19 protein-coding genes are annotated in these 26,835 nt (G+C 65.3%); 12 read left to right on the forward strand and 7 right to left on the reverse strand.

Annotated features, from left to right (window positions below; all coding sequences use genetic code 11):
* The first annotated feature begins 274 nt into the window (after positions 1–274).
* The 6 genes from FJ414_RS30365 to FJ414_RS30390 all read left to right on the forward strand — a co-directional run bounded on the left by FJ414_RS30365 (position 275) and on the right by FJ414_RS30390 (position 11,203).
* Positions 275–1,207 carry an alpha/beta hydrolase gene (locus FJ414_RS30365; RefSeq protein WP_140648033.1) on the forward strand — a complete coding sequence of 311 codons (933 nt, stop codon included), beginning with the start codon at positions 275–277 and terminating at the stop codon, positions 1,205–1,207.
* 364 nt (positions 1,208–1,571) lie between these two features.
* On the forward strand, positions 1,572–3,536 hold the full coding sequence (locus tag FJ414_RS30370) for a hypothetical protein (protein WP_140648034.1): 1,965 nt from the start codon (positions 1,572–1,574) through the stop codon (positions 3,534–3,536).
* Positions 3,537–3,547: 11 nt separating this feature from the next.
* Positions 3,548–7,426, forward strand: coding sequence for a hypothetical protein (locus tag FJ414_RS30375; RefSeq protein ID WP_140648035.1), 3,879 nt, complete (start codon positions 3,548–3,550; stop codon positions 7,424–7,426).
* A gap of 391 nt (positions 7,427–7,817) precedes the next feature.
* Positions 7,818–8,495: a ribulose-phosphate 3-epimerase gene (rpe, locus tag FJ414_RS30380; RefSeq protein WP_140648036.1), complete on the forward strand. Its 678-nt coding sequence runs from the start codon at positions 7,818–7,820 to the stop codon at positions 8,493–8,495.
* Positions 8,496–8,751: 256 nt separating this feature from the next.
* Positions 8,752–9,489 (forward strand): GntR family transcriptional regulator, encoded by a 738-nt coding sequence (locus FJ414_RS30385; protein WP_246672540.1) that lies wholly within the window; start codon positions 8,752–8,754, stop codon positions 9,487–9,489.
* Between the two features lie 187 nt (positions 9,490–9,676).
* Complete coding sequence (locus FJ414_RS30390) at positions 9,677–11,203, forward strand: malonyl-CoA synthase (RefSeq protein ID WP_140648038.1); 1,527 nt, start codon at positions 9,677–9,679, stop codon at positions 11,201–11,203.
* 119 nt (positions 11,204–11,322) lie between these two features.
* On the opposite strand, the gene nagA is transcribed toward FJ414_RS30390, so the two are convergent.
* From nagA to FJ414_RS30410, 4 genes are read right to left on the reverse strand one after another with little or no spacing between them, the layout of a single operon-like run.
* The gene (gene nagA, locus FJ414_RS30395) at positions 11,323–12,483 is read right to left on the reverse strand and encodes an N-acetylglucosamine-6-phosphate deacetylase (RefSeq protein ID WP_140648039.1); all 1,161 of its coding nucleotides are present in this window, start codon (positions 12,481–12,483) and stop codon (positions 11,323–11,325) included.
* Positions 12,480–13,511 carry an SIS domain-containing protein gene (locus FJ414_RS30400; RefSeq protein ID WP_140648040.1) on the reverse strand — a complete coding sequence of 344 codons (1,032 nt, stop codon included), beginning with the start codon at positions 13,509–13,511 and terminating at the stop codon, positions 12,480–12,482. Before FJ414_RS30400 ends, nagA begins: the two co-directional genes overlap by 4 nt.
* Positions 13,508–14,287: a GntR family transcriptional regulator gene (locus FJ414_RS30405; RefSeq protein ID WP_140648041.1), complete on the reverse strand. Its 780-nt coding sequence runs from the start codon at positions 14,285–14,287 to the stop codon at positions 13,508–13,510. Before FJ414_RS30405 ends, FJ414_RS30400 begins: the two co-directional genes overlap by 4 nt.
* Positions 14,284–15,165 carry an N-acetylglucosamine kinase gene (locus tag FJ414_RS30410; RefSeq protein ID WP_140648042.1) on the reverse strand — a complete coding sequence of 294 codons (882 nt, stop codon included), beginning with the start codon at positions 15,163–15,165 and terminating at the stop codon, positions 14,284–14,286. Before FJ414_RS30410 ends, FJ414_RS30405 begins: the two co-directional genes overlap by 4 nt.
* A gap of 202 nt (positions 15,166–15,367) precedes the next feature.
* Between FJ414_RS30410 and FJ414_RS30415 the strand changes: the two genes are divergently transcribed.
* The 6 genes from FJ414_RS30415 (at position 15,368) to FJ414_RS30440 (ending at position 21,789) form a co-directional block, all read left to right on the forward strand.
* Entirely contained in the window at positions 15,368–16,318 is a 951-nt protein-coding gene (locus tag FJ414_RS30415; protein WP_140648043.1) for an N-acetylmuramic acid 6-phosphate etherase, read from the forward strand.
* Positions 16,319–16,435: 117 nt separating this feature from the next.
* Entirely contained in the window at positions 16,436–17,695 is a 1,260-nt protein-coding gene (locus tag FJ414_RS30420; RefSeq protein ID WP_140648044.1) for an ABC transporter substrate-binding protein, read from the forward strand.
* A gap of 244 nt (positions 17,696–17,939) precedes the next feature.
* Positions 17,940–18,869, forward strand: a complete 930-nt coding sequence (locus FJ414_RS30425) for a sugar ABC transporter permease (RefSeq protein ID WP_140648051.1) — start codon at positions 17,940–17,942, stop codon at positions 18,867–18,869.
* Between the two features lie 8 nt (positions 18,870–18,877).
* On the forward strand, positions 18,878–19,717 hold the full coding sequence (locus FJ414_RS30430; RefSeq protein WP_140648045.1) for a carbohydrate ABC transporter permease: 840 nt from the start codon (positions 18,878–18,880) through the stop codon (positions 19,715–19,717).
* Complete coding sequence (locus tag FJ414_RS30435; RefSeq protein WP_140648046.1) at positions 19,714–20,775, forward strand: Gfo/Idh/MocA family oxidoreductase; 1,062 nt, start codon at positions 19,714–19,716, stop codon at positions 20,773–20,775. The genes FJ414_RS30430 and FJ414_RS30435 overlap by 4 nt, the downstream gene beginning before the upstream one ends.
* Before the next feature lie 15 nt (positions 20,776–20,790).
* Complete coding sequence (locus FJ414_RS30440; RefSeq protein WP_140648047.1) at positions 20,791–21,789, forward strand: ABC transporter ATP-binding protein; 999 nt, start codon at positions 20,791–20,793, stop codon at positions 21,787–21,789.
* A gap of 306 nt (positions 21,790–22,095) precedes the next feature.
* On the opposite strand, the gene FJ414_RS30450 is transcribed toward FJ414_RS30440, so the two are convergent.
* From FJ414_RS30450 to FJ414_RS30460, 3 genes are all read right to left on the reverse strand, one after another.
* A complete protein-coding gene (locus tag FJ414_RS30450) occupies positions 22,096–22,941 on the reverse strand; it encodes a fumarylacetoacetate hydrolase family protein (RefSeq protein ID WP_140648048.1) in 846 nt (281 codons plus the stop codon).
* A gap of 199 nt (positions 22,942–23,140) precedes the next feature.
* Entirely contained in the window at positions 23,141–23,872 is a 732-nt protein-coding gene (locus tag FJ414_RS30455) for an SDR family oxidoreductase (protein ID WP_140648049.1), read from the reverse strand.
* A 346-nt stretch (positions 23,873–24,218) separates the two neighbouring features.
* Positions 24,219–26,594 carry an aldehyde dehydrogenase family protein gene (locus tag FJ414_RS30460; protein WP_140648050.1) on the reverse strand — a complete coding sequence of 792 codons (2,376 nt, stop codon included), beginning with the start codon at positions 26,592–26,594 and terminating at the stop codon, positions 24,219–24,221.
* Positions 26,595–26,835 lie beyond the last annotated feature (241 nt).

A 26,835-nucleotide genomic window follows, 5' to 3' on the forward strand; every position in this document is an offset into this window, starting at 1 on the left:
TATGGAGGGGTTCCGGGCGTTCGCGGAAAAACGCGACCCGGTGTGGAAGGGAAAGTGATTCTGCGGAGATGACAGAGCGAGGCCCCCCTCTCTGTCCTGCCGGACATCTCCCCCTCAAGGGGGGAGATCAGATGTCATGTCCGCTTTCGCCAATCGCCGACGTTGGGAAAGAAGTGCCGTCGACGAAACTGCCAATCTCCCCCCTTGAGGGGGAGATGTCCGGCAGGACAGAGAGGGGGGCCTGGGCGCCATCACCTAAAGTCGGTCATCCGATATGACCGACTACAAAACCCTCATCGATGCCGAGACCTGGGCCTTCATCGAGAAGACCAACTCCTATTATCCGCCGGACACGATCGACTACACGATAACCCAGCAGCGCGCGATCTATCACCGGATGTGCCGGGAGTTCTTTGCCGGCTACCCGCAAGGCGTGACCGCCGAGACGACAAGCATCGCCAACGGCATCCCGATCCGCATCTATCGCAACGCCACGCCGAACAATGCCGCCATGGTGCTCTATCTCCATGGTGGCGGTTTCATCCTGGGCGGGCTGGACAGCCATGACGATGTCTGCGCCGAGCTTTGCGCCCGCACCGGCTTCGAGGTGGTCTCGGTCGATTACCGGCTGGCGCCGGAGCATCTGCATCCGGCCGCCTTTGACGACGCGATGGACGCCTTCGAATGGGCCGCCAGGACCTATGACCGCCCTGTCGTGCTTTGTGGCGACAGCGCCGGCGGCAATCTCTGCGCGGCGACAGCGCATGCGACGCGCGGCCATGCAAAGAAGCCGGCCGGCCAGATGCTGATCTATCCCGGCCTTGGCGGCGACCATTCGCGCGGCTCCTATGTCACCCATGCCGAGGCGCCGATGCTGACGGTGCGCGACCTCGATTTCTACAAGCATATCCGCACCGGTGGCGTGGACCGGACCGGCGATATCACGCTCTACCCGCTCGCCGACGCCGATTTCGCCAATTTGCCGCCGACGGTGCTGATCACCGCCGAATGCGACCCGCTGTCGTCCGACGGCGAGGCCTATCGCGACCGCATCGTCGCGTCCGGCGGACACGCCACCTGGTTCGAGGAGCCGGGCCTGGTGCATGGCTACCTCCGAGCCCGGCACATGGTCGGCCGGGCACGAACGAGCTTCACCCACATCGTCGAGGCGGTATCGGCGCTCGGCCGGGGCGACTGGATCTGGTGACGCCCGGCGGCCCGGGAACGCTTTCCGCCCCGCTATCCTCAAATGAACCTTTCCCTGCCTGACAGCGACTGATGGCCAGGCGCCGCAATGGTGCGGCCCGGAAAGGGAAAGCCCCATGACCAGAAACCCAGAGACTACGCGGTCTCCGGGAACAACGGGAGTCCAGCGCGATCACCGCCTTCGGGAAGGGGTCGACGCGCTGGGCTTTCGGCTGATTCCGTTGACCCTGCATAGGCGCAGGCGTATCGTCACGACGAGGAAAGCAGACAATTCGATCGGGGAAGAACGTGCCGCAACGCCGCGCCTTGCCCTGGTTGGCGCGACAAGACCGGATGTTCCTTCCAGCGGCTTCGGGGGGAGTTCAATGTCTGGCGTTCGCGGCTCGTTTCTGCGTTCTCGTGGCGGCCGTCTGCGCCGCGCAATAGCATCCACCAGCGGAATTCTTGCCGTGGCGCTGTCCGCCGGCCTCTGGCTCGGCGGCGTGGCGAAGGCGCAGGAAACCCAGATCATCTATCCTGGATCGATGGCGGTCACCGGCTTCCCCGGCACCATGATCCCCGATTTCGACCAGGGCTTGCCGCCCGGCACCGATCCGGTCGACGAGACCTTCATCGACACCTCGCGGGCATCCTTGCGCATTTTCGACGTCTCGCATCTCGGCGGGCCTGCCTCGGGCCAGCTCGTCTTCACGCCGCCGCCCTTCGAGGTGACGGCTGGGCAGATCGGCGAGGTGTTCGGACTGACCTATGACGACGGCGTACGCGATGGCGTGCCGTCGGGCATTCCTAATCTTTATGCCGCCGCGACCTCGCTGCATGGCGTCGAGATCGTCACGCCGGACGCCGACGACGACGGGCGTCCGGAGCGGCAGCGTCGCGGCGCCGCCGGCGCCACCTTCATGGGCGGCCAGTTCGGCACCGAGAATGGCGGCGGTCCAGGCACGATCTGGAAGATCGACGGCATCACGGGCGCCGTCTCGAAATTCGCCGACATCGACACCAATAGCGGACCGGGCATCGGCAACCTCGCCTTCGATCCCATCCACCGCCAGTTCTTCGCCTCGGATATCGACACCGGCCTGATCCATCGCATCGACGCCGACGGCCATCTGATCGACACGTTCGACCATGGCGTCGCCGGCCGCCCGGCGCATGGGCTTGGCCCCGTCGCCGACGATGGCGCGGTTATGGACATCCAGGGCGCGGCCTTCGATACCGAAGACCCCGAGACCTGGGGCTATACGCAGGACGAGCGCCGTGTCTGGGCGGTCTCCTATCACGGCGGCCGGCTCTATTATTCGGTCGGCGAAAAATCCGAGATCTGGTCGGTCGGCATTGCGCGCGACGGCACGTTCGCCGGCGATCCGCGTTGGGAACTGACGGTCAAGGCCGAGAAGGATTACGCCGTCACCGACATAGCCTTCGACAACAAGGGCTTCATGTATCTCGCCCAGCGCGGCCCGGTCGAAAACCGTTACGATTACAGCCGCTTCGCCGATTCCGGCAAAGGCGAGCTGATCCGCTACTGGCAGGAAGACCCGGACGATCCGGCGACGGAATCGGCCTGGGTCGAGGTGCCGCAGGAATATGCGGTCGGCTTCCCGCAAGGCAACCGCCAGTCGGCCGGCGGCGTCGACCTGCAGTATGGCTATGATGCCGACGGCAATATCGACACCAGCGTCTGCACCGACACCGTCGTCAACACGGGCGACAAATTGCGCGACAATCCGGAACTTGCCGAGCGCATCGCCGCCGGCGGGCCGCTTGCCGTGCATGGCGTGCAGCTGACGCCGAGCGCGCTGGTCAAGCCGGCCAACGTGCCGCCCTTCGGCTCCTGGTTCGTCGACTTCGACGGCTATTTCGAAGACCCCGAGGTCGAAGGCCATGTCGGCGACGTCAGGGTCTGGCGCCCCTGCGAGGGCCGCGCCGGCTATTATGACGAAATCCCGGGCGGCGGCTATCTGCCTCCGTTCTATCCGCCCGACTTCCCGCCGCCCGGCAACCTGCCGCCCTGCGTCGACGTCGAGGACGTGCACTACTACTGCACGCCGCGCGGACTCCGGGCCGAACTCTATCTCCATGATCATGCCGGCTTCGGCGGCGATTCGATCAAGGCGCAGTCCAGGACGCCCGGCGTCGGGGTGACAACCCCCATGTCGCATGTCCCGGGCAAGCCCTACACGGTCGACATCACCGGCCATGATCCTGGCGACACCGTCAATGTCGGGCTCTGCTTCTATCGCAAGTCCGACCAGGACAAGGGTGGCTACTACCCTTGCTGCAAGGTGACGCTGCCGCTCAGAACGCCAGCCGTCAGCTGCGAACGTTGAGGGAGGGACAGATGACAAATCTCGCCCTTTCCCACCTCGCCTCGCGCAACACGAAAACCGTCATGGAGACGATCATGAAACCCCTGTCATACGCCAGGCGCGGCGCGCGCTGGCTGATGGCGGCCGGTATCGCGGTCGCCATGATGCCGGCGCTGCCGGCGCTCGCGGAAGACACCGCTCCGGCCAAGCTCACCGAAGTCGCCGGACCGGAGCCCAGGCTCGACCTGGACAATCCGCGCATCGTCAACCCCGAACCCGGCCGCATCGTGCCCTTCTTCACCAAGACGGGCGGACAGCGCGGCTGCGACTATGTCTACTACACGCTGACCTTCGGCCTGCGCGGCAATGCGCAAGCCTTCGCCAATCCGGCTTTGGCTAACGCACTGAAGAACGCCAGGATCGACTTCAAGGACCAGCTTGCGCACGGCCTGAAGATCGTCAACGTGAATGTGACCGGCGACGGCACGGACGCCGGCGGCGGAGCGCTGCCGGCGGCCACGATCAGCAGCTCGGCCAACCCCGACGATACGGCGACGGTGTCCGATTTCCGGATTTCCGCCGACGATCTCGACGGCTCGGGCGCGCCGAACGAACGCACCATCACCTTCCGGATCCTGGCCAAGATCGACCAGGCGGCGTTTCCGGCGCCGGCCAATGTCGACAACCAGGGCCAGATCAAGGTGACTATGGGAGGCGGCCCGGGGACCGTCATCCCGTCGCAGGATCCGAGCAAGCCGGACGACGGCGACTTCCTGACCGGCGCCAAGACGACGATCCATATCGACGTCACCAAGTGCAACCCGCCGCCACCTCCCGGCAAGGAATGCTTCAAGGTCGAGCACGGCACGGTCGACTGCGTGCCCGGCGGCGGCGCCTTCATCTACCACATGCCGGTCGGCCCGGAGATGGGCGGCAAGTGGGTGCAGGTGTCGACGACGACGCCCGGCATCACCATCGTTCCCGACACGCAAAAGGTACCGGTCGGCGGCGGCGTGCTGAACTGGAAGATCATCGGCGCCTCGCCCGGCGAGGTCATCCATCTCATCGTCACCGGCATCGAAACCTATGTTGGGCCGAAGGAAGGCTGGGGGCTCTGCTGCACGCAGGTCATCGACATCGTCATCCCGCGTGATCTGAGATGCCCGCCGAAAGACAAGGAGCCGGACCTCAAGGTCGAGAAGCATGCCGACGTGCCGCGCTGCACGATGGCCGGCGGCTGCGACTTCACCATCACCGTCACCAATGTCGGCGACGCGCCCTATAACGGCAAGATCGTGCTCGACGAGGTGACGCTGCCGGCAGGCTCCGTGCTGACATCTGGACCGAACGCGCCCTGGGTCTGCGTGCCCGGCACGACGCCGATGACCTGCACGTATCCGCCGACGACGCTCAACCCCGGCGCTTCGGTCAACCTCAAGCTCGGCTTCAAGCCGGCGGGCGGGTGGCAGGGCAGCGTGCTGCGCAACTGCGCCGCCTATGACTACCAGGCCAGCGGCAAGCCGCTGTTCGGCAGCCAGCAGAACGACCGCGGCTGCGCTTCGATCCCGATCTGCCGGCGTGGCGACCGCGATCCGCAGTGCAACCCGCCGGTCGAAAAGAAGGTCGACCTGATCCTGAAGAAGCGCGCCCGCGTACCGGTCTGCACGCCGGACGGCGTGTGCTTCTTCGTGATCGACGTCATCAACAACGGCACCAGCACCTATAACGGGCCGCTGACGGTGATCGACACCTACCCCGGCGGCGCGCCGACTTCGTCGAGCTTCGGGCCGAGCCCGCCCTGGAGCTGCGGACCGAACGGGCCCGGACAGTTCCGCTGCGACAATGCCAGCATCTCGCTGCCTGCGGGCGCCTCGACGCCGATCGTCGTCAAGGCGGTGATGCCGGCAAACTACCGGCCGGATACGGTGGAGAATTGCGCCGAGGTGAAGGCCATTCCCGGCGAGGTCGACCTCGCCAACAACAAGGCCTGCGCCACCGAACGCATCCGCCATCCGAATGGCGGCCAGCCTGGCCTGCGCATCACCAAGACCTGCGGCGGCGATCAACTCGTGCGCGCCGGAATGGTCTCCTGCCGCATCACCGTCAGCAATGCCGGCACCGCGGCTCCCACCGGACCGGTGCGGGTCAACGATGCCGCAGCCCTGGTGTCGGGCGGCGCGCCGGTGCAGATCCAGACCGTCGCCCCCGACGGCCCGGAATGGAACTGCGGACCGGCGCCAGCCAACACGCTGTCGTGCCAGATTCCCGGCGCCGTGATGACGCCCGGAGCCTCCAGGCACTTCGACGTGACGGTGAGCGGCAATGGCGCGTTCGAAAACTGCGCGCGCGGCTCCTACGGGCCGGCGCCGGGCGACGACATCGTCTACCCGATCGGCCAGGCTTGCGCGAAGGGCGGCGGCGCCTCGACCATCCGCGTCGAGAAGACCGGCGATGCCGAGTGCCAGCCGGGAGAACCCTGCTCGTTCGAGATCACCATCACGAATGATGGGCCGAACCCCTTCTCCGGTCCAGTCCGCATCGGCGATGCGATCGGCGTGGAGGGTCTCGGCCGGCTGGAAGGCGTTCAGATCTCCTCGATCGACCCTCCCTTCGGCTGCTCGCCGGAGCCGACGACGCTGCCTCTATCCTGCATCGCCAACCTGACGCTGGGCGCCGGCGAAAGCCACACCCACCACGTCACCGTGATCCTTCCCGAGGACGGGCGCCTCGCCGATCTGCAGGGAACGGTCACCGGACAGAACTGCGTCGGCGTGCTTCCTCCGAACACGCCGGTGCACGGCGGCGGCGACGTGCTGTCGCGCGACCTGACCACCAACCAGGGCGATCGCGGCAAAGCCTATTCATGCCACCCCTTCACCATCAGGCATGAGGTGAAGAACCAGTGCTCGGACGGGTTGGTGCTGAACTCGGCCGGCCGTTGCGTCTGCCCGGACGGCACCACCTTCCGCAACGGCCAGTGCTCAGGCGGTGGAGGCACCAAGCTCCTGCCGCTGCCCGTGCCGCCGCGCTGCGTCCTGCTGCAAGGCCAGATCCGGACAGCGGACGGACGCTGCGTCTGCCCGCGCGGCACGGAGCTGGAGAACGGCAAATGCGTGCGGGGCGAAGAGCCGCAGGAGCGGCAGTGCACGCTGCGTCCCGGCCAGTATCGCGACCAGGACGGCAATTGCGTCTGCCGCCGCGGCGAACTGGTCAACGGCGTCTGCCAGGTCATCCCGCCGAAATGCACGGTGCGCGGCGCGGTGCCGACTTCGAACGGCAATGGCTGCACCTGCCCGGACGGCACGCATCTCGACCGGGTGGCCAAGGCCTGCATGCCCGACAGGCAGCCGCCCGCCCAGTGCCGCATCCGGGGCCAGTCCCGCAACGCCGATGGCGATTGCGTCTGCCCGAGCCGCACGGAAGTCCGTGACGGCGCCTGCCGGCCGATCGTGTCGAGGCAATGCCCGATTCGCGGCCAGGTGCGCGACGCCGACGGCAACTGCGCCTGCCCGGACGGCCTGGAGGTGCGGGGCAAGGCCTGTAGGCCGCCAAAGCCGAAGCAGGAGCAGTGCACCATTCGCGGTCAGGTCCACAACAAGCGGGGCGACTGCGTCTGCCCGCGGGGGACCGAAATCCGCGACGGCGCCTGCCGCAAGCCGCAACAGGAATGCGCGCCAGGCTCGCGCTACATCGACGGCCAGTGCCAACCGGTGCTGACCAAGCGGCGCTGCCCGGTCGGCACGGCCGGACGGTTCCCGGACTGCACGCCGATCCGCAGGCGGCCGGGCGTCGAGATCAACCCCGGCATCCTGCTCAACCCGAACGTGCTGCAGCAACTGGTGCCGCAGCGCCAGCCGCGGCGCGTGCTGCAGGATCCGGCGGGCGCCAACATCCAGAACTTCAAGCCGTAATCTTGCGGCTGAAGACCCAGACCCGCCGGAGCGATCCGGCGGGTTTTCTTTTTCACATCGACGACAGCCCTGTGGCAAGCGGACCGATTCGCCTGTCGAAAACATGCTTCCCCTTGACCGGATCATGGTCTAGCGCGTCGCTGAAGCGGATTCAGGCGACGCGCTTTAAGCCTTTGTTTTCATGCATGTCGTTATCGCAAAGCCGCTGCACACTTCTGCGCGACATGCATTAAGCGCGTTTCACCGTTTCACGGAAACGGCGAACCGCTCTATCTCCTTGTTTTGACGCAATTCCGGACGGAAAACCGCTCGCACTTTTCCTGGAATTGCTCTAGGCAATCGCCCTGACAGGCGCGGCCACGCGCGCCGGACTGCCGGGAGAATTTGCGCCATGAGCAAGAAGACCCTGATCGCGCCATCGGTGCTGGCTTCGGATTTCTCCAAGCTTGGCGATGAGGTCGAGGCCGTCGCGGCGGCCGGCGCCGACTGGATCCATCTCGACGTGATGGACGGCCATTTCGTGCCCAACATCACCTTCGGCCCGCCGGTCATCAAGGCGATCCGCAACCGCACCAAGGCCTTCTTCGACTGCCATCTGATGATTGCGCCGGCCGATCCTTACCTGGCGGCCTTTGCCGAAGCCGGCTGCGACGGCATGACGGTTCACGCCGAGGCGGGGCCGCATCTCGACCGTTCGCTGCAGACCATCAAGAGCCTTGGCAAGAAGGCCGGCGTCTCGCTCAACCCGGCGACGCCGGAAACGGCGATCGAGTATGTGCTCGACCGGCTGGACCTCATCCTGATCATGACCGTCAATCCGGGCTTCGGCGGACAGGCTTTCATCCCGGCGATCGTCGACAAGGTGAAACGGGTCAAGGCGCTGATCGGCAGCCGGCCGATCCACATCGAGATCGACGGCGGCGTTTCAGCCGAAACGGCGCCGCTGGTGACCGCGGCCGGCGCCAATGTGCTGGTGGCGGGCGCCGCCGTCTTCAAGGGCGGCAGCGTCGAAGCCTACAGGGCAAATATCGAAGCAATTCGAACGGCCGCCGACAGAGCCGTCGGTTAAACGTATAACTGCCCCATCTCTCCCGAGTTGCATGACCGCGGCAATTGAACGACTGTTCGATATAGGAAGCGACGCAGGATTATCGGCTTTTCCCCGAGATTCTACTTTATTCAATGAATAGACGGCCCGCCCTGTCTTAAGGTCGAATATCGTCATCTTCCGCTTGAGGCGCCGTTGCCCGGCTGTATGATATATGTACGGGAATTGCTTCGCCGCGGGGCCCTGGCAAACCAGGGGCAAAGCAACAGGAGTTCGATTGACAAACGGAAACACCGAGCCGGGCGAGAGCAAGGGCGCAAAAAGCACGCTTGCCAGTTCGGTCTACCAGCAACTCCGCGACGACTTGCTGCGCGGAGCTCTGGAGTCCGAGACGAAACTGCGTGTCGAATGGGTCGTTTCCCGCTATGGCGCCGGCGCCTCGCCGGTGCGCGAGGCGCTCAACCGCCTGGCCGCCGAGGGCCTGCTCGGCCGTCACGACCAACGCGGCTTCTTCCTGATGCCGGTCAGCGCCGCGGAGTTGGAGGAGTTGACGCGTACACGCTGCTGGCTGGAGGAGCGAGCGCTGCGCGAATCCATTGCGCACCGCACCGCCGAATGGGAAGAGCAGCTGGTGTTGGCCCTGCACCGCCTCGCGCGCGCCGAGCGCCGCCTGCCGGAAGACCCGGCAACCAACAATCCGGAATGGGAGAAGCTGCACCGCGCCTTCCATCGCGCGCTGATCGCGGCGTGCCGTTCGCACTGGTTGATCGGCTTTTGCGATCAGCTTTCCGATCAGGCTTCGCGCTACCGCCTGATCTCGCAAAACGCGCCGGGCATGGGACGCGACGATCTTGGCGAGCACCGCATGATTGCCGAGCGCACGCTGGATGGCGACGCCGACGGCGCGGTCGAGGCGCTTCTCAATCATTACCGCCTCACTGCGGTGATGTGCATGGAACGCTTCGCGCAAGGTTATGATCCGAAGGCCGGCATCAGCAAAGGGCGCCGCAGATAACTGCCGCGCCGTTTTTGCTCCGGCCGCCAAATCTGGTATTCGCTCGGGCAGCGCAACGCATGGGCCATCCGGCGTACACCTAGAGCGGTTCGCCGTTTCACGAAAACGGCGAACCGCTCTACCTCCTTGTTTTGACGCAATTCAGACTGAAAACCGCCTTTCCTCGAATTGCTCCAGAGGACATTTCATGACCAATCATCTCTTCGGCGCGTTCCGTTCCCATATGCCGGCGCCGGGCCGGCTGCTGATGGAGACGGATGACGGCCGTTCGATCACCTATGGCGACATGCTGGCGAAGTCGGCGCAACTGGCGCATGCGCTGGCGCAGGCCGGCGTCGAGCCCGGCGACCGCGTCGCCGTCCAGGTCGAGAAGAGCCCGGAGGCGGCGCTGCTCTATCTCGCCTCGTTACGCGCCGGCGCGGTCTTCCTGCCGCTCAACACCGCCTACACGCTGCCGGAGCTCGACTATTTCTTCCGCGACGCCGAGCCGAGGCTGATCGTGTGCGATCCGGACCGTCTTTCGGGCGTCGAGCCGCTTGCCGCATCGATCGGCGCGACGGTGCTCACGCTCAACCGCGACGGGCAGGGAACGCTCGCCAGCCAGGCTTCGCGGCAGGCGGCGGATTTCAGCGGTGTCGCGCGCGGGCCGGACGATCTTGCCGCTATCCTCTACACGTCCGGCACGACCGGCCGTTCCAAGGGCGCGATGCTCAGCCACGAGAACCTTGCTTCCAATGCTCGCGTGCTGGTCGAGCAGTGGCGCTTCGGCGCCGACGACGTGCTGATCCATGCGCTGCCGATCTTCCACACGCACGGCCTGTTCGTGGCCACCAACGTCATCCTGATGGCCGGGGCGAAAATGTTTTTCGAGCAGAAATTCGACCCGGCGCGCATCCTGTCGCTGATGCCGCGCGCGACCGCGCTGATGGGCGTGCCGACCTTCTATGTACGGCTGTTGCAGCAGCACGGCCTGACGCGCGAAGCGGCGAGCGCCATGCGGGTCTTCATCTCCGGCTCGGCGCCGCTGCTCGCCGAGACGCACAAGGCCTGGCGCGAGCGCACCGGCCACGCCATCCTCGAGCGCTACGGCATGACCGAGACCAACATGAACACGTCCAATCCCTATGATGGCGAACGGCGCGCCGGCACGGTCGGGTTCCCCTTGCCCGGCGTCTCATTGCGCATCACCGACCCCGAGACCGCCAAGCCGCTGGCCCAGGGCGAGATCGGCATGATCGAGGTCAAGGGCCCGAACGTCTTTGCCGGCTATTGGCGCATGCCCGAGAAGACCAGGGCCGAGTTCCGCGACGACGGCTTCTTCATCACCGGCGACCTCGGCCTGATCGATGCCAACGGCTATGTCCACATCGTCGGACGCGGCAAGGACCTGATCATCTCGGGCGGCTACAATGTCTATCCGAAGGAGATCGAGAGCGAGATCGACGCGCTCGACGGCGTCAGCGAAAGCGCGGTGATCGGCGTGCCGCATCCCAATTTCGGCGAAGGCGTCACGGCGGTCGTGGTGCGCAAGCCGGGATCGGCGATCAGCGCCGCCGACATTGCCGGCGCCATCGCCGGCCGGCTGGCGAAATACAAGCACCCGAAGCAGGTGATCTTCGTCGACGAACTGCCGCGCAACACGATGGGCAAGGTGCAGAAGAACGTGCTGCGCGAGTCGTACAAGGATATCTACGCCGTGCGTGGAGCCGGCTAACGATTATCGAGCCGCAGGCCTCGGAGGTTAGCCGAAACGCCCATCGCTTCGTCATTCTAGGGCGGAGCAAGGAGCGAAGCGACGCGCGCAGACCCGAGGATGACCAAAATCGCGGAGGCCTACGCCCCAAACACCTTCTTGCCGCCGATCCAGACGTTCCTGACATCCAGCCCCTCCGACAGGCCGACAATGTCGGCGGCGGTACCGTTGGCGAATCGCCCAAGGCGATGCGCCTGGCCGATGGCCTCGGCCGGATAGAGCGAGGCCATGCGCAAGGCCTCGTCGAGGTCGAGGCCGACGACGCGGTGGACGAAGCGGACGGCGGAAATCATGTCCAGGTCGGCGCCGGCCAGCGTTCCGTCGGCAAGCCTGAGGCTGCCGTCCTTGCGGTAGATGGTGCGGCCGTTCAGCGTGAACGATGTCATGTCGGTGCCGATCGTCGCCATGGCGTCGGTGACCAGCACGATCTTGCCCGGCCCCTGCTTGCCGCGCAGCGCAAGGATCATCGTCGCGGGATGGACATGGATGCCGTCGGCGATGATGCCGGCGTACAAGCTGCCGGTGTCGATCGCAGCGCCCGCCAGACCCGGCTCGCGGTTGCCGATCTGGCTCATGGCGTTGAACAGATGCGTCACCACCGTGGCGCCGGCGCCGGCAAAGGCACTGGCGGTCGAATAATCGGTATCGCTATGGCCGAGGCTGACGACGACGCCGGCCTTGGCCAGCGCCGTGACACGGACCGGTTCGACCGATTCCGGGGCGATCGTGGTAAGCAGCACCGGAAGCTCTTTGCGCGCCGCAATGAGCGCGGCCTGGTCGGCATCGGTCATCGGCCGGATCAGCGCCGGATCATGCGCGCCCTTGCGGGCTACGGAGAGATGCGGCCCTTCCAGATGCAGGCCGAGGAAGCCAGGCGCCTTTTCCCGGGCCGCCTCGGCGCCGGCGGCGATGGCGGCGGCGGTGACGGCCGGCGTGTCGGTGATCAGTGTCACCAGCAGCGCGGTGGTGCCGAAGGGCGCGTGCGCCCGGCAGATGGTCTCAATCGAGGCGACGTCGGGATGGTCGTTGAGCATCACGCCGCCGCCGCCATTGACCTGGATGTCGACGAAACCAGGCACCAGCAGGCCACCACCGGTCTCGACCGCCGGAACGCCGGACGGAATCGCGCCTGCGGGCAGGATGGCCTCGACCGCGTCGCCCTTGACGACAAGGGCGGCGTTGTCATGCCAGTCGGCACCGTCGAAGATGCGGGCGCCGGTGAGTGCGAAACGGTCGCTCATACGGTTTCCGTCACTTTGCGCAGGTTGCGCGGCGTGTCGGGGTCGAGGCCGCGATGGCGCGCGAAGGCCTCGACGAAGCCGTAGAAGGACACGATCAGCGGCAGCGGGTCGGTCAGCGGATGGCCGGTGGCGACATGCGGCAACAATCTCGCGGCCTTCGCCTTGTCGGAGGTGATGAAGGCGGCCGCGCCCTTGGCCGTCAGCCCGTCGGCCGCCTCGGCGACCGAGGGTTCGGACGCATCGCGCGCGGCAAGCGCCAGAACCGGGAAACCCGGTCCGACCAGCGCCAGCGGCCCATGCATGACCTCTGCGGCGCTGTAGGCCTCGGCATGCATGGCGCAGGTTTCCTTGAATTTCAGCGCCGCCTCGCTGGCGATCGCGAAGGATGGGCCGCGGCCGAGGATGAACAGCGACCGCGGATTTTCCAGCGCGCCGGCAAGCGCCATCCAGTCGCAGGCGATCGCCTTCTCGAAATGGCCGGGCAGGCAGGCGAGCGCCTTCAGCAACGGCTGGTCGTCGGTCGCGTGCGCCATCAGCGCAAGGCCGGCGACGGCCGAATTGACGAAGGTCTTGGTGGCGGCGACGGAGCGTTCCGGCCCTGCCAGGATGTCGATGGCATAGTCGGAGGCGCGCGCCAACGGCGAGTCGGCCGTGTTGGTGATCGCGACAGTGAGCGCTCCTCCGGCCCTTGCCGTTTCGGCCATGGCGACGATATCGGGGCTCTTGCCCGACTGCGAGACCGCCAGGCATGCGGAGCCGCGCAGCCTGAGCTTGGCGCCATAAATGGACGCGATCGACGGTCCGACCGAGGCGACCGCAAGGCCCGCCGTCAATTCGACGGCATATTTCATGAAGGTCGCGGCGTGGTCGGACGAGCCGCGCGCCACGGTGACGACGAAATGCGGGTCGCGCTTGCGCAGGCCGCGACCGGCCTCGGCCAAAGCCGAGGCCGAGCCGTCAAGAAGGCGAGCGGCGGCTTCAGGGATCTCATCGATCTCGCGCCGCATATGGGTGGTGTTTGCCATCATTGCCGGATCTCCTCTCCCGGCCCGGTCAGCCGGAGTTCCGCGACGAAATCATAGGCGTCGCCCCTGTAGACCGAGCGGGTGAACTCGATCACCTTGCCGCTCGCCAGATAGGAAATGCGCTCGATCTGCAGACCGGCAACCCCCGGCGGCACTTCCAGCAGGCGCGCATCGGCGTCGCCGAGATTGGTGGCCGAGATGCGCTGCACGGCGCGTACCGGGCGATTGCCGGTCGTGCCCAGCGCCGCATAGAGCGAGGAGCCGATCGCCTCAGGGTCGGGCAGGACGCTGGCCGAGAGCGCGGCGCGCTCAATCGCCAGCGGCGTGTCGTTGGCGATGCGCAGGCGCGCGACGCGCGCCACCAGCTCGGTCGAGGACAGGCCCAGCACCATCATCTCATCCGGCGACGGCGCATAGAGGCCGCGGTCCAGCCAGACGGAGCGCACGTTCATGCCGCGGCGCGCCATGTCCTCGGTGAAGGAGGTGAGCCGCGACAGCGATTGCTCGACGCGCTCCATGCGCGGAGCGACGAAGGTGCCCGAGCCGTGGCGCTGCACGAGGATGCCGCCCTTGACCAGGTCCTGCACAGCCTTGCGCACGGTGACGCGCGAGATATCGGCCTTGCTGGCGATGTCGCGCTCGGAGGGCAGCGCGTCGCCGGGGCCGATCAAGCCGCGATTGACCGCTTCCTCGATGCTTCTCCTCAGCTGCAAATAGAGCGGCGCACTGCTCTGCGAGGACTCTTTCAGCATGGCGAAGATCTGGTCGGCGGCGCTCATCGCGGCGCCTCCGCGCCAGAAGCGAAGATGCGCAAGGCCATCTGCACGGCGCCGCCGAGCGCGTCGTCGAGCGGAGCTTTCAGCAGCGCCTGGTAGCGCGCCGACAGGCGCGGCGCGTAAAGCGGCGCCAGGCCGCCGAGCAGGCAGAGCGGGGCATCTTCGGCGAGATCGAGCGCGCCGAGCGAAGCCTCGACATCGGCCACCGCCCTGCCGAGGATCCAATTGGCGACGAGATCGCCCTTTTCGGCATGGTCGAAGACCTTTGGCGCGAAGCCGCCGAAATCGCCCGGCTTGGCGTTGGTGGTGAATTCGACCACGTCTTCCGGATTGTTGCGGAAGACGGCGAGCATGGCGTCGGTCAAGGGGGAGCCGAGACGGATACCGTCATAGGCAAGCAGCGTCTGCTCGAGCAGGTCGCGGCCGATGCGGGCGCCGCTGCCCTGGTCGCCGACCTGGAACCCCCAGCCGCCGATGGCGCGCGATTTTCCGCCCTTACGCGCCATATAGGCGGTGCCGGTGCCCAGGATGGCCATGGCGCCGTCGCCGGAACCGACCGCGCCTTCGAGCGCGATCTCGGCATCGGTTTCGACACGGCTTTGGCTGAACGGCAGGATTGCCTCGAGCTGCTGCCGGTAGGTGCCAACATTGGCGCCGGCGAGGCCAAGGATGGCAGGTGTCCGCGGGATCAGCTCCGGATCGTGGCCGGCGGCGAGGAAAGCCTGCCTGGCCGCCTCGACGATGTTGGCGCGGGCGCCGGTGAGGTCGGTACGGATGTTGGCGGCGCCGCTTTTGGCACGGCCGACGACAGCGCCGTCGACGGTCGCAAGGGCCGCCCTGCAGCTGGTGCCGCCGCCATCGATGCCGAGCACGAATTTCACGCGATTTTCTCCTCAGCCGGGATAATACCAATAAAATACCAATAGCCAAGAGTTAATTTCGGTTCAAAAAAAGATTAAGGCGTATTTTATTGAAAACCTATAGCAATTTGCCGGCAAGCAAATTCCCCTGCCTGAAATTCGTTAATGCGTGTGGACAAGTGGTATTTTTTTGGTATTGTTTCGCTCAGTTGGAGGAAAACGGATGGCCGAGACGCGCACGGAAGCGCTCCACCAGAATGCCGAAGGGCTGGATGTCCAGGCTCCCGAAGCCATTCTGGCGTTCCTGGCCAATGCCCAGATCGAGGCCAGCAAGGCCGTGCACGGCGCCATTCCGGCAATCGCCGTTGCCGCCGAACTCATCGCGACGCAGTTGAAGAGCGGCGGCAGGCTCGCCTATGCGGCGGCCGGCAGCTCCGGCCTTATGGCGCTGGCCGATGCGCTGGAACTGCCCGGCACGTTCGGCATTGCGCGCGACCGCATCGCCATCCTGATCGCCGGCGGCGACGAGGCCTTCCGCACACTGGCCGGCGGACCGGAGGACGACACCGGGGAAGCGGCGGCGGCCGTTGCCGCGGCCGATATCGGCAAGGGCGACTGCCTGATCGCCATTTCCGCCAGCGGCTCGACCCCTTATGCGGTCCAGGCGCTGCAGGACGCGCGGCGCCGGGGCGCCGCCACCATCGCCATCGCCAACAACCGGGGCGCCGCGCTGTTCAAGCAAGCCGACGTCGCCATCCTGCTCGAAACGCCCCCGGAGCTGATCGCCGGCTCGACGCGCATGGGCGCGGGCACCGCGCAGAAGATCGCGCTCAACATGCTGTCGACGCTCGCCGCCATCCATCTCGGCCATGTCCATGACGGCTACATGGTCAATCTCACCGCCGATAACCTCAAGCTGCGCGACCGCGCCGTGCGCATGGTCGCCGCCATCAGCGGCAAGAGCCGCGACGACGCCACCCGCCTGCTCGAGGAAAGCGGTGGCGTCGTCAAGACCGCCATTCTGCTCGCCGCCGGCGCCGCCAACGCCGACGCGGCCGAGAAGATACTGGAAGGAACCGGCCAGAAGCTTCGGCCGGCGCTTTCCGCGCTGGGGCATGATCCCGAAAAGTGGAACCCGCTTTTCGGAAAAGATCATGCCCAAACAAAGAAGTAGGGCCTGTTTCATCCCGATTTCCATCGGCGTGAAACGGGCTTGCGAGGGGAGCAAGGGGCGCTGAGCCCCTGTTCTCATCAAAACGGAACCTGAAAAAGGTCAACAGGGAGACTGAAGATGAAGACCAAACTACTGACGGCCCTTCTGCTCGGCACAAGCATCCTCGGGACGACCGGGATGGCGCTGGCCGAGGACGTAACGCTCAACATCGAAAGCTGGCGCGGCGACGACCTGACCATCTGGAAGGACAAGCTGATCCCGGCCTTCGAGGCCAAGAACCCCGGCATCAAGGTGGTGTTCGCGCCTTCGGCCCCGACCGAATATGACGCGGCCCTCGGCGCCAAGCTCGCCGCCGGCTCGGCGGGCGACCTGATCACCTGCCGCCCCTTCGACAAGTCGCTCGAGTTGTTCAAGAAGGGCAACCTCGCCGACCTTAGCTCGTTGCCGGGCATGGAGAACTTCTCGCCCGTCGCCAAGTCCGCCTGGCAGACCGACGACGGCAAGTCGAGCTTCTGCGTGCCGATGGCCTCGGTCATCCACGGCTTCATCTACAACAAGGACGCCTTCGAAAAGCTCGGCCTCAAGGTGCCGACGACCCGCGACGAGTTCTTCGCCGTGCTCGACAAGATCAAGGCCGACGGCACCTACATCCCGATGGCGATGGGCACCAAAGACCTCTGGGAAGCCGCGACCATGGGCTACCAGAACATCGGCCCGAACTACTGGAAGGGCGAGGACGGCCGCGCGGCGCTGATCAAGGGCGATCAGAAATTGACCGACAAGGACTGGGTCGCGCCATATGAGGAACTGGCCAAGTGGAAGCCGTATCTCGGCGACGGCTTCGAGGCGCAGACCTATCCGGACAGCCAGAACCTGTTCACGCTCGGCCGCGCCGCCATCTACCCGGCCGGCTCGTGGGAAATCGGCCTGTTCAACACCCAGGCCCAGTTCAAGATGGGCGCCTTCCCGCCGCCGGTCGAGAAGGCCGGCGACACCTGCTACATCTCCGACCATACCGACATCGGCATGGGTCTGAACGCTGCTTCCAAGCACGCGGATGCGGCAAAGACCTTCCTGTCCTGGGTGGCCTCGCCGGATTTCGCCACCATCTACGCCAACGCGCTGCCGGGCTTCTTCAGCCTGAACTCCTCGCCGGTGAAGATGGAAGACCCGTTGGCGCAGGAGTTCGTTTCCTGGCGCGGCAAGTGCAAGTCGACGATCCGCTCGACCTACCAGATCCTGTCGCGCGGCACGCCGAACCTCGAGAACGAGACCTGGGTCGAATCGGCCAATGTGATCAACGGCACCGATACCCCGGAAGCCGCGGCCAAGAAGCTGCAGGCCGGCCTCGACAGCTGGTACAAGCCGGCGAAGTAAGAGCATCGATTGCGATGCCGGCCGGGCGCGGGCCCGGCCGGCATTCAAACAGTTCCAGATAGCGATTGTCGGCGCGGCCTCCCGGTCTTACCCTCACCTTGCGGGGAAGACGGAGCCGATCTGTCGCTGGCCTTATCTTTCTCCTCGAAGGGGACAAGCGGGGCCGTGCATCGAGGCATCAGCTAGCATCAACCGAACTGGAACCCAGAGACGGCGGGGAACCGAACTCATGGCTACCGAACTCATGGCTGCAGAAACGCGACCGAAAAGACCGATACGCTGGCATGTCGGCGTCTTCCTGGCGCCGGCGGTGCTGGTCTACACCGCATTCATGATCCTGCCGCTGTTCGGCACGCTGCAGCTCTCGCTGTTCCGCAACATAGACCAGTCCCAGGTCTTTGTCGGACTGGGCAATTTCCGCACGCTGTTCGGCGATCCGAACTGGTCGGTGAATTTCTGGAATGCGCTGCGGAACAATGTCTGGTTCTTCATCATCCACATGCTGGTGCAGAACCCGATCGGCATCCTGCTCGCGGCGCTGCTTTCCAGCCCCAGGCTGCGCTTCACCGCCTTCTACCGCACGGCGATCTTCGTGCCGACGATCCTGTCCTTCGTCATCGTCGGCTTCGCCTGGAAGCTGATCCTGTCGCCGCTGTGGGGCGTGGCGCCGCATCTGCTCGATTTCGTCGGCCTGAAGAGCCTGTTCACGCCATGGCTCGGCAAGGAGCAATATGCGCTCACCGCGCTCAGCCTGGTGTCGGTCTGGCAGTTCGTCGGCATCCCTATGATGCTGATCTACGCGGCGCTTCTGTCGATCCCCGACGAGGTGATCGAGGCGGCCGAATGCGACGGCGTCACCGGCATGGCGCAGTTCTGGAAGATCAAGCTGCCGCTGATCCTGCCCTCGATCGGCATCATCTCGATCCTGACCTTCGTCGGCAATTTCAACGCCTTCGACCTGATCTATACCGCGCAAGGCGCGCTCGCCGGACCGAATTATTCGACCGACATCCTCGGCACCTTCCTCTACCGCGCCTTCTTCGGCTTCCAGCTGCAGGTCGGCGATCCCAACATGGGTGCCGCGATCGCCACGATCATGTTCCTGATCATCCTGGCCGGCGTCTGCGTCTACCTGTTCCTCGTGCAGACGCGCCTGCGTCGCTACCAGTTCTGAGGCGCGCCATGAGCACAGCCACCCGTTCGCTTCCCCGCACCATCGGCGCGCATGCGATCCTGCTGACCTACACGGCGATCGCTCTGTTTCCGGTGATCCTGGTGGTGATGAATTCGTTCAAGTCTCGCGCGGGCATTTTCGGCGCGCCGCTGACGCCGCCGACGACGAAGACCTTCGACCTGATCGGCTACACCACGGTGTTCGGCCAGGGCGATTTCTTCCACTATTTCCAGAACAGCCTCGTCGTCACCGTCGCCTCGCTGTTCTTCGTGCTGCTGTTCGGGGCGATGGCCGCCTTCGCGCTGTCGGAATACCGCTTCCGCGGCAACACGCTGATGGGTCTTTACCTGGCGCTCGGCATCATGATCCCGATCAGGCTCGGCACCGTCGCCATCCTGCAATTGATGGTGGCGAGCGGGCTGGTCAACACGCTGACGGCGCTGATCCTGGTCTACACGGCGCAAGGGCTGCCGCTGGCGATCTTCATCCTGTCGGAATTCATGAAGCAGGTGTCCAGCGATCTGAAGAACGCAGGCCGCATAGACGGGCTCTCGGAATACACGATCTTCTTCCGCCTTGTGCTGCCGCTGGTGCGGCCGGCGATGGCGACCGTCGCCGTCTTCACAATGATCCCGATCTGGAACGATCTGTGGTTCCCGCTGATCCTGGCGCCTTCGGAAGAGACCAAGACCGTGACGCTCGGCGCGCAGCTCTTTCTCGGCCAGTTCGTCACCAACTGGAACGCGATCCTGGCGGCGCTGTCGCTGGCGATCCTGCCGGTGCTGATCCTCTATGTCATCTTCTCGCGGCAGCTGATCCGCGGCATCACGTCGGGGGCGGTCAAGTGAGCTCGGAAAAACCCCTTCGCGTTGTCGTCGCCGGCCTCGGCAATATGGGCCGCAGCCATGCGCTCGCCTACCACACCAATCCGGGCTTCGAGATCGCCGCACTCGTCAACCGTTCCGACGTGCCGCTGCCGGAGGGGCTTTCGAGCTATGGCATCCGACGCTCGTTCGACGAGGCGCTGCGCGACGAGAAGCCCGATGTCGCCGCGATCGCCACCTATTCCGACAGCCATGCCGATTATGCGGTCAGGGCTTTCGAGGCCGGCTGCCATGTCTTCGTCGAGAAGCCGCTGGCGACAACGGTTGCCGACGCAAAGCGCGTCGTCGACGCCGCCAAGGCCAACGGCAGGAAACTGGTGATCGGCTATATCCTGCGCCACCATCCGTCCTGGGTGCGGCTGATCGCCGAGGCGCGCAAGCTCGGCGGGCCATATGTCTTCCGCATGAACCTCAACCAGCAATCCTCCGGCCATACCTGGGGAACGCACAAGCAATTGATGCAGACCACCTCGCCGATCGTCGACTGCGGCGTGCACTATCTCGACGTCATGCTGCAGATCACCGACGCCAGGCCGGTCGAGGTGCGCGGCATGGGGGTGCGGCTGAGCGACGAGGTGGCGCCGTCGATGTACAATTACGGCCACCTGCAGGTGCTGTTCGAGGACGGCTCGGTCGGCTGGTACGAGGCCGGCTGGGGTCCGATGATCTCGGAGACGGCCTTCTTCGTGAAGGATGTGATGTCGCCCAAGGGCTGCGTCTCGATCGTGATGAAGGAGGGCGTCAAGTCCGACGACATCGACACCCACACCAAGACCTCGACGATCCGGCTGCACAGCGCCGAGACCGGACCGGACGGTAAATTCGCCAGGCAAGACCAGCTGCTGTCGATGGAAGGCGAGCCGGGGCATCAGGAGCTCTGCGATCTGGAGCAAGCCTTCCTGCTCAAGGCCATCCACGAAAATATCGACCTCACCCGCCACATGGATGATGCCGTGAAATCGCTCGCCGTCTGCCTCGCCGCCGACGAGAGCGTGCGCACAGGCAACGCCGTCAAACTCTAGAACAGGAACGAAGCCGTGGGCTCGCTGAAGATCGAGAATGTGAAGAAGGCTTTCGGGCCGGTCGAGGTTCTGAAGGGCATCGACCTCGAGGTGACGGACGGCGAGTTCGTCGTCTTCGTCGGCCCGTCCGGTTGCGGAAAATCGACGCTGCTGCGCGTCATCGCCGGGCTTGAGGACTCGACCTCCGGCCGCGTGCTGATCGACGGCGCCGATGTCTCGATCACGCCTCCGGCGAAACGCGGCATCGCCATGGTGTTCCAGACCTACGCGCTCTATCCGCATCTGACGGTGAAGAACAACATGGCGCTGGGCCTGAAGCAGGCCGGCACGCCGGCGGCCGAGATCGAGCGGCGCATCAAGATCGCTTCCGCGATGCTGTCGCTCGAGCCCTATCTCGAGCGCCGGCCGGCGGAACTGTCTGGCGGCCAGCGCCAGCGCGTCGCCATCGGCCGCGCCGTGGTGCGCGAGCCGAAGCTGTTCCTCTTCGACGAACCGTTGTCCAACCTCGATGCCGCCTTGCGCGTGAACACCAGGCTTGAGATCGCGCAGCTGCACCGCCGGCTGAAGGCGACGATGATCTACGTCACCCACGACCAGGTCGAGGCGATGACGCTGGCCGACAAGATCGTCGTGCTCAATGCCGGCCGCATCGAGCAGATCGGCAGCCCGATGGAGCTATACAATTCGCCGGCTAATGAATTTGTCGCCGGCTTCATCGGCTCGCCGAAGATGAATTTCATCGATGGCGCCAGGCTCGGCGAGACGGCGAAGACCGTTGGCGTGCGGCCGGAGCATCTGACGGTCGATACGAAGTCCGGCGCCTGGAAAGGCACGGTCGTGCATGCCGAGCATCTCGGCGCCGACACCAACCTCTATCTCGACTGCGAGAAGGCCGGGCTGATCACGGTGCGCATCTTCGGCGTCTACAATGCCGAGCCGGGCGCGACGCTCTATGCGACGCCCGATGCGGCGAAGACGTATCGGTTCGGGGCGGATGGGAAGGTGTTGAAGTAGGCGGAGTTTCTTTCCTCTCCCTCCGGAGGGGGGAGAGGTGGCGCCGCGAAGCGGCGACGGAGTGGGGGAAGACCTAGACCCAAGTCGAAGCCGTAGAACAGGAACCGGGGCGCTGGTGCGAGCGCCCCGGCAGACAGCGAATGATGAATTCTTTGGATCCTTGACGTTGGTCTTGACGAGTGGTCGAGCCCCCACTCCGTCTCGGCTTCGCCGAGCCACCTCTCCCCCGATCGACGGGGGAGAGGAAGGGCGCGAAACCACCTTCTCACTTCCGGAATATCAAAAGGAGAGAACGGAAAGTCTGCGTTACTCATCTGCCTTGAATGTCTGCTTCTGCTGGCCGAGCCCTTCGATGCCCAGTTCCACGACGTCTCCGGCCTTCAGGAACACCGGCGGCTTCATGCCGAGGCCGACGCCGGGCGGCGTGCCGGTGGAGATGATGTCGCCGGGATGCAGCGACATGAACTGGCTGAGGTATGACACCAGATACTTCACGCCGTAGACCATGGTCTTGGTCGAGCCGTTCTGCATCGTCTTGCCGTTGACGGTCAGCCACATCTTCAGGTTCTGCGGATCGGCGACCTCGTCCTTGGTCACCAGCCACGGACCGGTCGGGCCGAAGGTGTCGCAGGACTTGCCCTTGGTCCACTGGCCCTGGCGCTCGGCCTGGAAGGCGCGCTCGGAAACGTCGTGCGCGACGCAGTAGCCGGCGACATAATCCAGCGCGTCCTCCTCCGAGACATACTTCGCCGTCTTGCCGATGACGACGCCGAGCTCGACCTCCCAGTCGGTCTTGGCCGAGCCGCGCGGGATCAAAACGTCGTCATCCGGCCCGACGATGGCCGAGCTTGCCTTCATGAAGATGATCGGCTCCGACGGCACGGTGGCGCCAGTCTCGGCGGCGTGGTCGGAGTAGTTGAGGCCGATGCAGATGAATTTTCCGGTGCCGGCGACACAGGCGCCCAGGCGCGGCTTGCCGGAAACCACCGGCAGCGACTTCGGATCGAGCTTCGAGAGCATCTCCAGCGAGGCCGGATGGAGCGTCGTGCCGGCGATATCGGCGACATGAGCAGAAAGGTCGCGGATCGTCCCATCCGCATCGAGCAGGCCGGGTTTTTCGCTGCCAGCTTCGCCATAGCGCAACAACTTCATCATTCTTCTCCTAAGGTGCGGCCTGAAGCCATTTTGCAAAATTCGTTTCGATTGGGGTGACGTCGCGAAAGCCGGGCGGACCGTAGCCATCGATCTGATCTCCGGCAAGCGCGAACGCCGCATCGGGCGATCTGGCGAAAGGGATTTTCAGACTGATGGATGCAGAACCCCGATCTCCTGCCAAGCCCGTTCCGATCCCTCAGATCGACCAGCCGCCGTCGATGTTGTAGGCCTGCCCCGAGGTGTAGGTGGCGCCGGCAAGGTAGACGGCGAGATCGGCGATTTCCTCCGGCGTGCCAAGCCTGCCCATGGGCTGGCGGGCGATGAAAGCCGCGCGCGCCGCCTCATAGTCGCCCTGGGCATGCATGCGGTCCTGCAGCGACGGGCTTTCGACCGTGCCCGGGCAGATGGCGTTGCAGCGTATGCCCTTGGCGACATAGTCCGCGGCGACCGACTTGGTCAGGCCGACCACGGCCGCCTTGGTCAGGCCGTAGGCGAAGCGGTTCGGCACACCCTTCTGCGAGCTGGCAAGCGACGCCATGTTGATGATCGAGCCGTCGCCACGCTCCAGCATGCCGGGCAGCACGGCACGGATGGTGCGGATCATCGAACGGACGTTGAGGTTGAGCGCGAAGTCGAGGTCCTCGTCCTTCATCTCGAGGATGGAGCCGCCATGGACGAAACCGGCGCAGTTGAACAGCACATCGACCCGGCCGATCTCGGCGAAGGCGGAGGCGACGGCCGCGTCGTTCAGCACATCGAGCTTGCGGGGCTTGATGCCGAGCGTCTTGCCCAGCTCGGCCAGCAACGGCTCGTTGATGTCGGTGGCGTGAACGGTCGCGCCCGCCTTGGCGAAGGCCAGCGCGCTAGCCCGGCCGATGCCTTGCGCCGCCGCGGTGACCACGACCACCTTGCCTGCCAGATCCGCCATGTTCTTCTCCTCGCCTGCCTGGAGCGTCTGACCGTTTCACGGAAACGGCGAACCGCTCTATCTCTTTGTTTTGACGCAATTCCGGACGGAAAGCCGCTCATACTTTTCCTGGAATTGCTTTAGTGCGTCCGCCTCTATCGATGGCCAGCCCCGGCGTCGTGTGCCAGACCGCCAGCATCGTGCGGCCTAAGTCCCTGCTTCACAGATAAAGATGTTTTTTCTCGTTAAAGAACACGCGCGCGAGCGTCAAGCCCGAACGCCATCACCTTCGCGACAGCGACCAGACGGGCTCCGGCGCGCCGACATCATTGCCGCAAGGTTGCGGACGCGCCTCGTGCAAAGGGCTTCAGTCGCCATAGGGAACCCAGACGTTCTTGACCTCGATGGCGCGCCGCAGGAAAGCCTCGCCGGCAGCTTCGTCCGACGCCCAGTCGAGCGAGCGGCCATTGCCGGTCCAGACGCGCTTGAGATTGCCGATGGAGTCGGCCTCCGCTTTAGCGCAGGTCTCGGCGTCGGCGAACACCCAGAGCCCGTCGACATCGTCATGCTTGGCCAGCACGCCGGCCAGCTCGGCGCTGCGGCCGGTGACGATGTTGATGGCGCCGGCCGGAATGTCGGAATATTCGATCACCTGGTAGAGGTCGGTCGCCAAAAGCGGATGCCGCTCCGACGGAACGGCGACCACGGTGTTACCCATGGCGAGCGCCGGCGCGACCAGCGAGACGAAGTTAAGCAGCGGCTGATTGTCGGGCGCGACGATGCCGACGACGCCGACCGGCTCATGCAGGGCAAGCGTCACGACACGGGCCGGCGGCTGGTGAACACGGCCCTCGAACTTGTCGGCGAGGCCGGCATAGAGGAACAACCGCTCGATCGACTGCTCGACCTCTTCGCGCGCAGCCTTGGCGGCGACGCCGGTCAACTGGACAAGGCGCGCGGCGAACTCGTCGGCGCGGCCGGACAGATTTTCGGCAAGATAATAGAGTACCTGGCTGCGGTTATAGGCCGTCGCATCCGGCCAGGCCTTGCAGGCGCGGGCAGCGGCGACGGCGTCGCGGATGTCCTTGCGGTTGCCGAGACCGACTTCGCCGGCCAGCTTGCCCTTGGCACTGGCGACGGCAAGCGAGTAATTGCCGTCCGGCCGCACCTGCTTGCCGCCGATGAACAGCTTTGCCGTGCGATCGATGGCCAAGCCGTCGGCCTGCTCGACCGGCTGGGCCGAGCCGGCCGCGGCCTGCTTGATGGCCGGGCCGACCGGCAGCTTGGCGGTGAGATATTCGAACATGCCTTCGCGACCGCCTTCGCGGCCGAAGCCGCTCTCGCGATAACCGCCGAAGCCGCAGGCGGCGTCGAACATGTTGGTGCCGTTGACCCAGACGACGCCGGCCTTCAATTGCGGCGCGACATGCAGCGCGAGGTTGACGTTCTCGCTCCACACCGAAGCGGCGAGGCCGTAGCGCGTGTTGTTGGCAAGCTCGATCGCTTCCTCGGTGTTGCGGAAGCTCATCGTCGCCAGCACCGGCCCGAAGACCTCTTCCTGCGCCAGAATATTAGCCGGCGAAACAGACGTCGCCAGCGTCGGCAGATGATAATAGCCGGTTGTCGGCAGCGCGGCGTCCGGCTGCCAGCAGACGGCACCTTGCCTGGCGCCTTCGGCGATCAGGCCTTTGACGCGGTCGAGCTGGCTGCGGTCGACCAACGGGCCGATATCGGTGTTCTTGTCGAGCGGGCTGCCGACCCGCAGCCGGCTCATCCTGACCTTGATCTTGGCGATCAGGGCTTCCGCAACGCCCTCCTGCACCAGGAGGCGCGAGCCGGCGCAGCAGACCTGGCCCTGGTTGAACCAGATGCCGTCGACCAAGCCTTCGACGGCGCTGTCGAGATCGGCATCCTCGAAGACGATGAAGGCCGACTTGCCGCCAAGCTCCAGCGACAGCTTTTTCCCCGAGCCGGCCGTCGCCTTGCGGATGATCTTGCCGACTTCGGATGAACCGGTGAAGGCGATCTTCTGGACGCCGGGATGATTGACGATGGCGGCACCCGCTTCCGGCCCGCCCTGGACGATGTTGACGACGCCTTTCGGCACGCCGGCGCGTTCACAGATCTCGGCGAACAGGATGGCGGTGAGCGGCGTGAATTCGGCTGGCTTCAGCACCACCGTGCAGCCGGCGGCAAGAGCCGGCGCGATCTTCCAGGCCAGCATCAGCAGCGGGAAATTCCAAGGGATGACCTGGCCGACCACGCCGACCGGCTTGTGGTCGGGAAAATCCTTCTCGAGCGCCTGCGCCCAGCCGGCATGATGGATGAAATGGCGGATCGCCAGCGGCACGTCGATGTCGCGGCTCTCGCGGATCGGCTTGCCGTTGTCGATCGATTCCAGCACCGCGAACAGGCGCTGGTGGCGCTGCATGGCGCGGCCGATGGCATAGAGGACCTTTGCTCTGACGTAGCCCGAGGACGCCGACCAGTTCGGCAGCGCCTTGGCGGCGGCCGCCACCGCGGCGTCGATATCGGCGGCGCCCGCATCCGAGACCTTGGCAAGCAGCTTGCCTGAGGACGGTTCGCTGGTCTCAAAAGTCTTGCCGCTGGCCGCCGCTTTCCAGGCGCCGTCGATGAACAGCGCCTTTGAGAAATCCCGCCCGGCAAGCCAGGCATCGGCCTCGTTGCGGGCTTCCGGCGCCGGGCCGTATTCCATGGCGTGATAGCGTTCGAGGATGTTCATAACATGCTCCTGATAATCGTCTTGGCAGGCGATCCTTCGCGCTCCCCTCTGTCCTGCCGGACATCTCCCCCACAAGGGGGGAGATCAGCCTTCACGCCTGGCGGCTGCCGTCCTGCAACGTCGGTGATTGGCGAAATCATCGATGACAGCCAATCTCCCCACAAGTGGGGGAGATGTCCGGCAGGACAGAGGGGGGCGCGAAGGAACTCGGCGTTCAAGGGCTTCACTCGCCCTACGCCAT

This window comes from Mesorhizobium sp. B3-1-6 (genome assembly GCF_006439555.1).
Classification (GTDB): domain Bacteria; phylum Pseudomonadota; class Alphaproteobacteria; order Rhizobiales; family Rhizobiaceae; genus Mesorhizobium.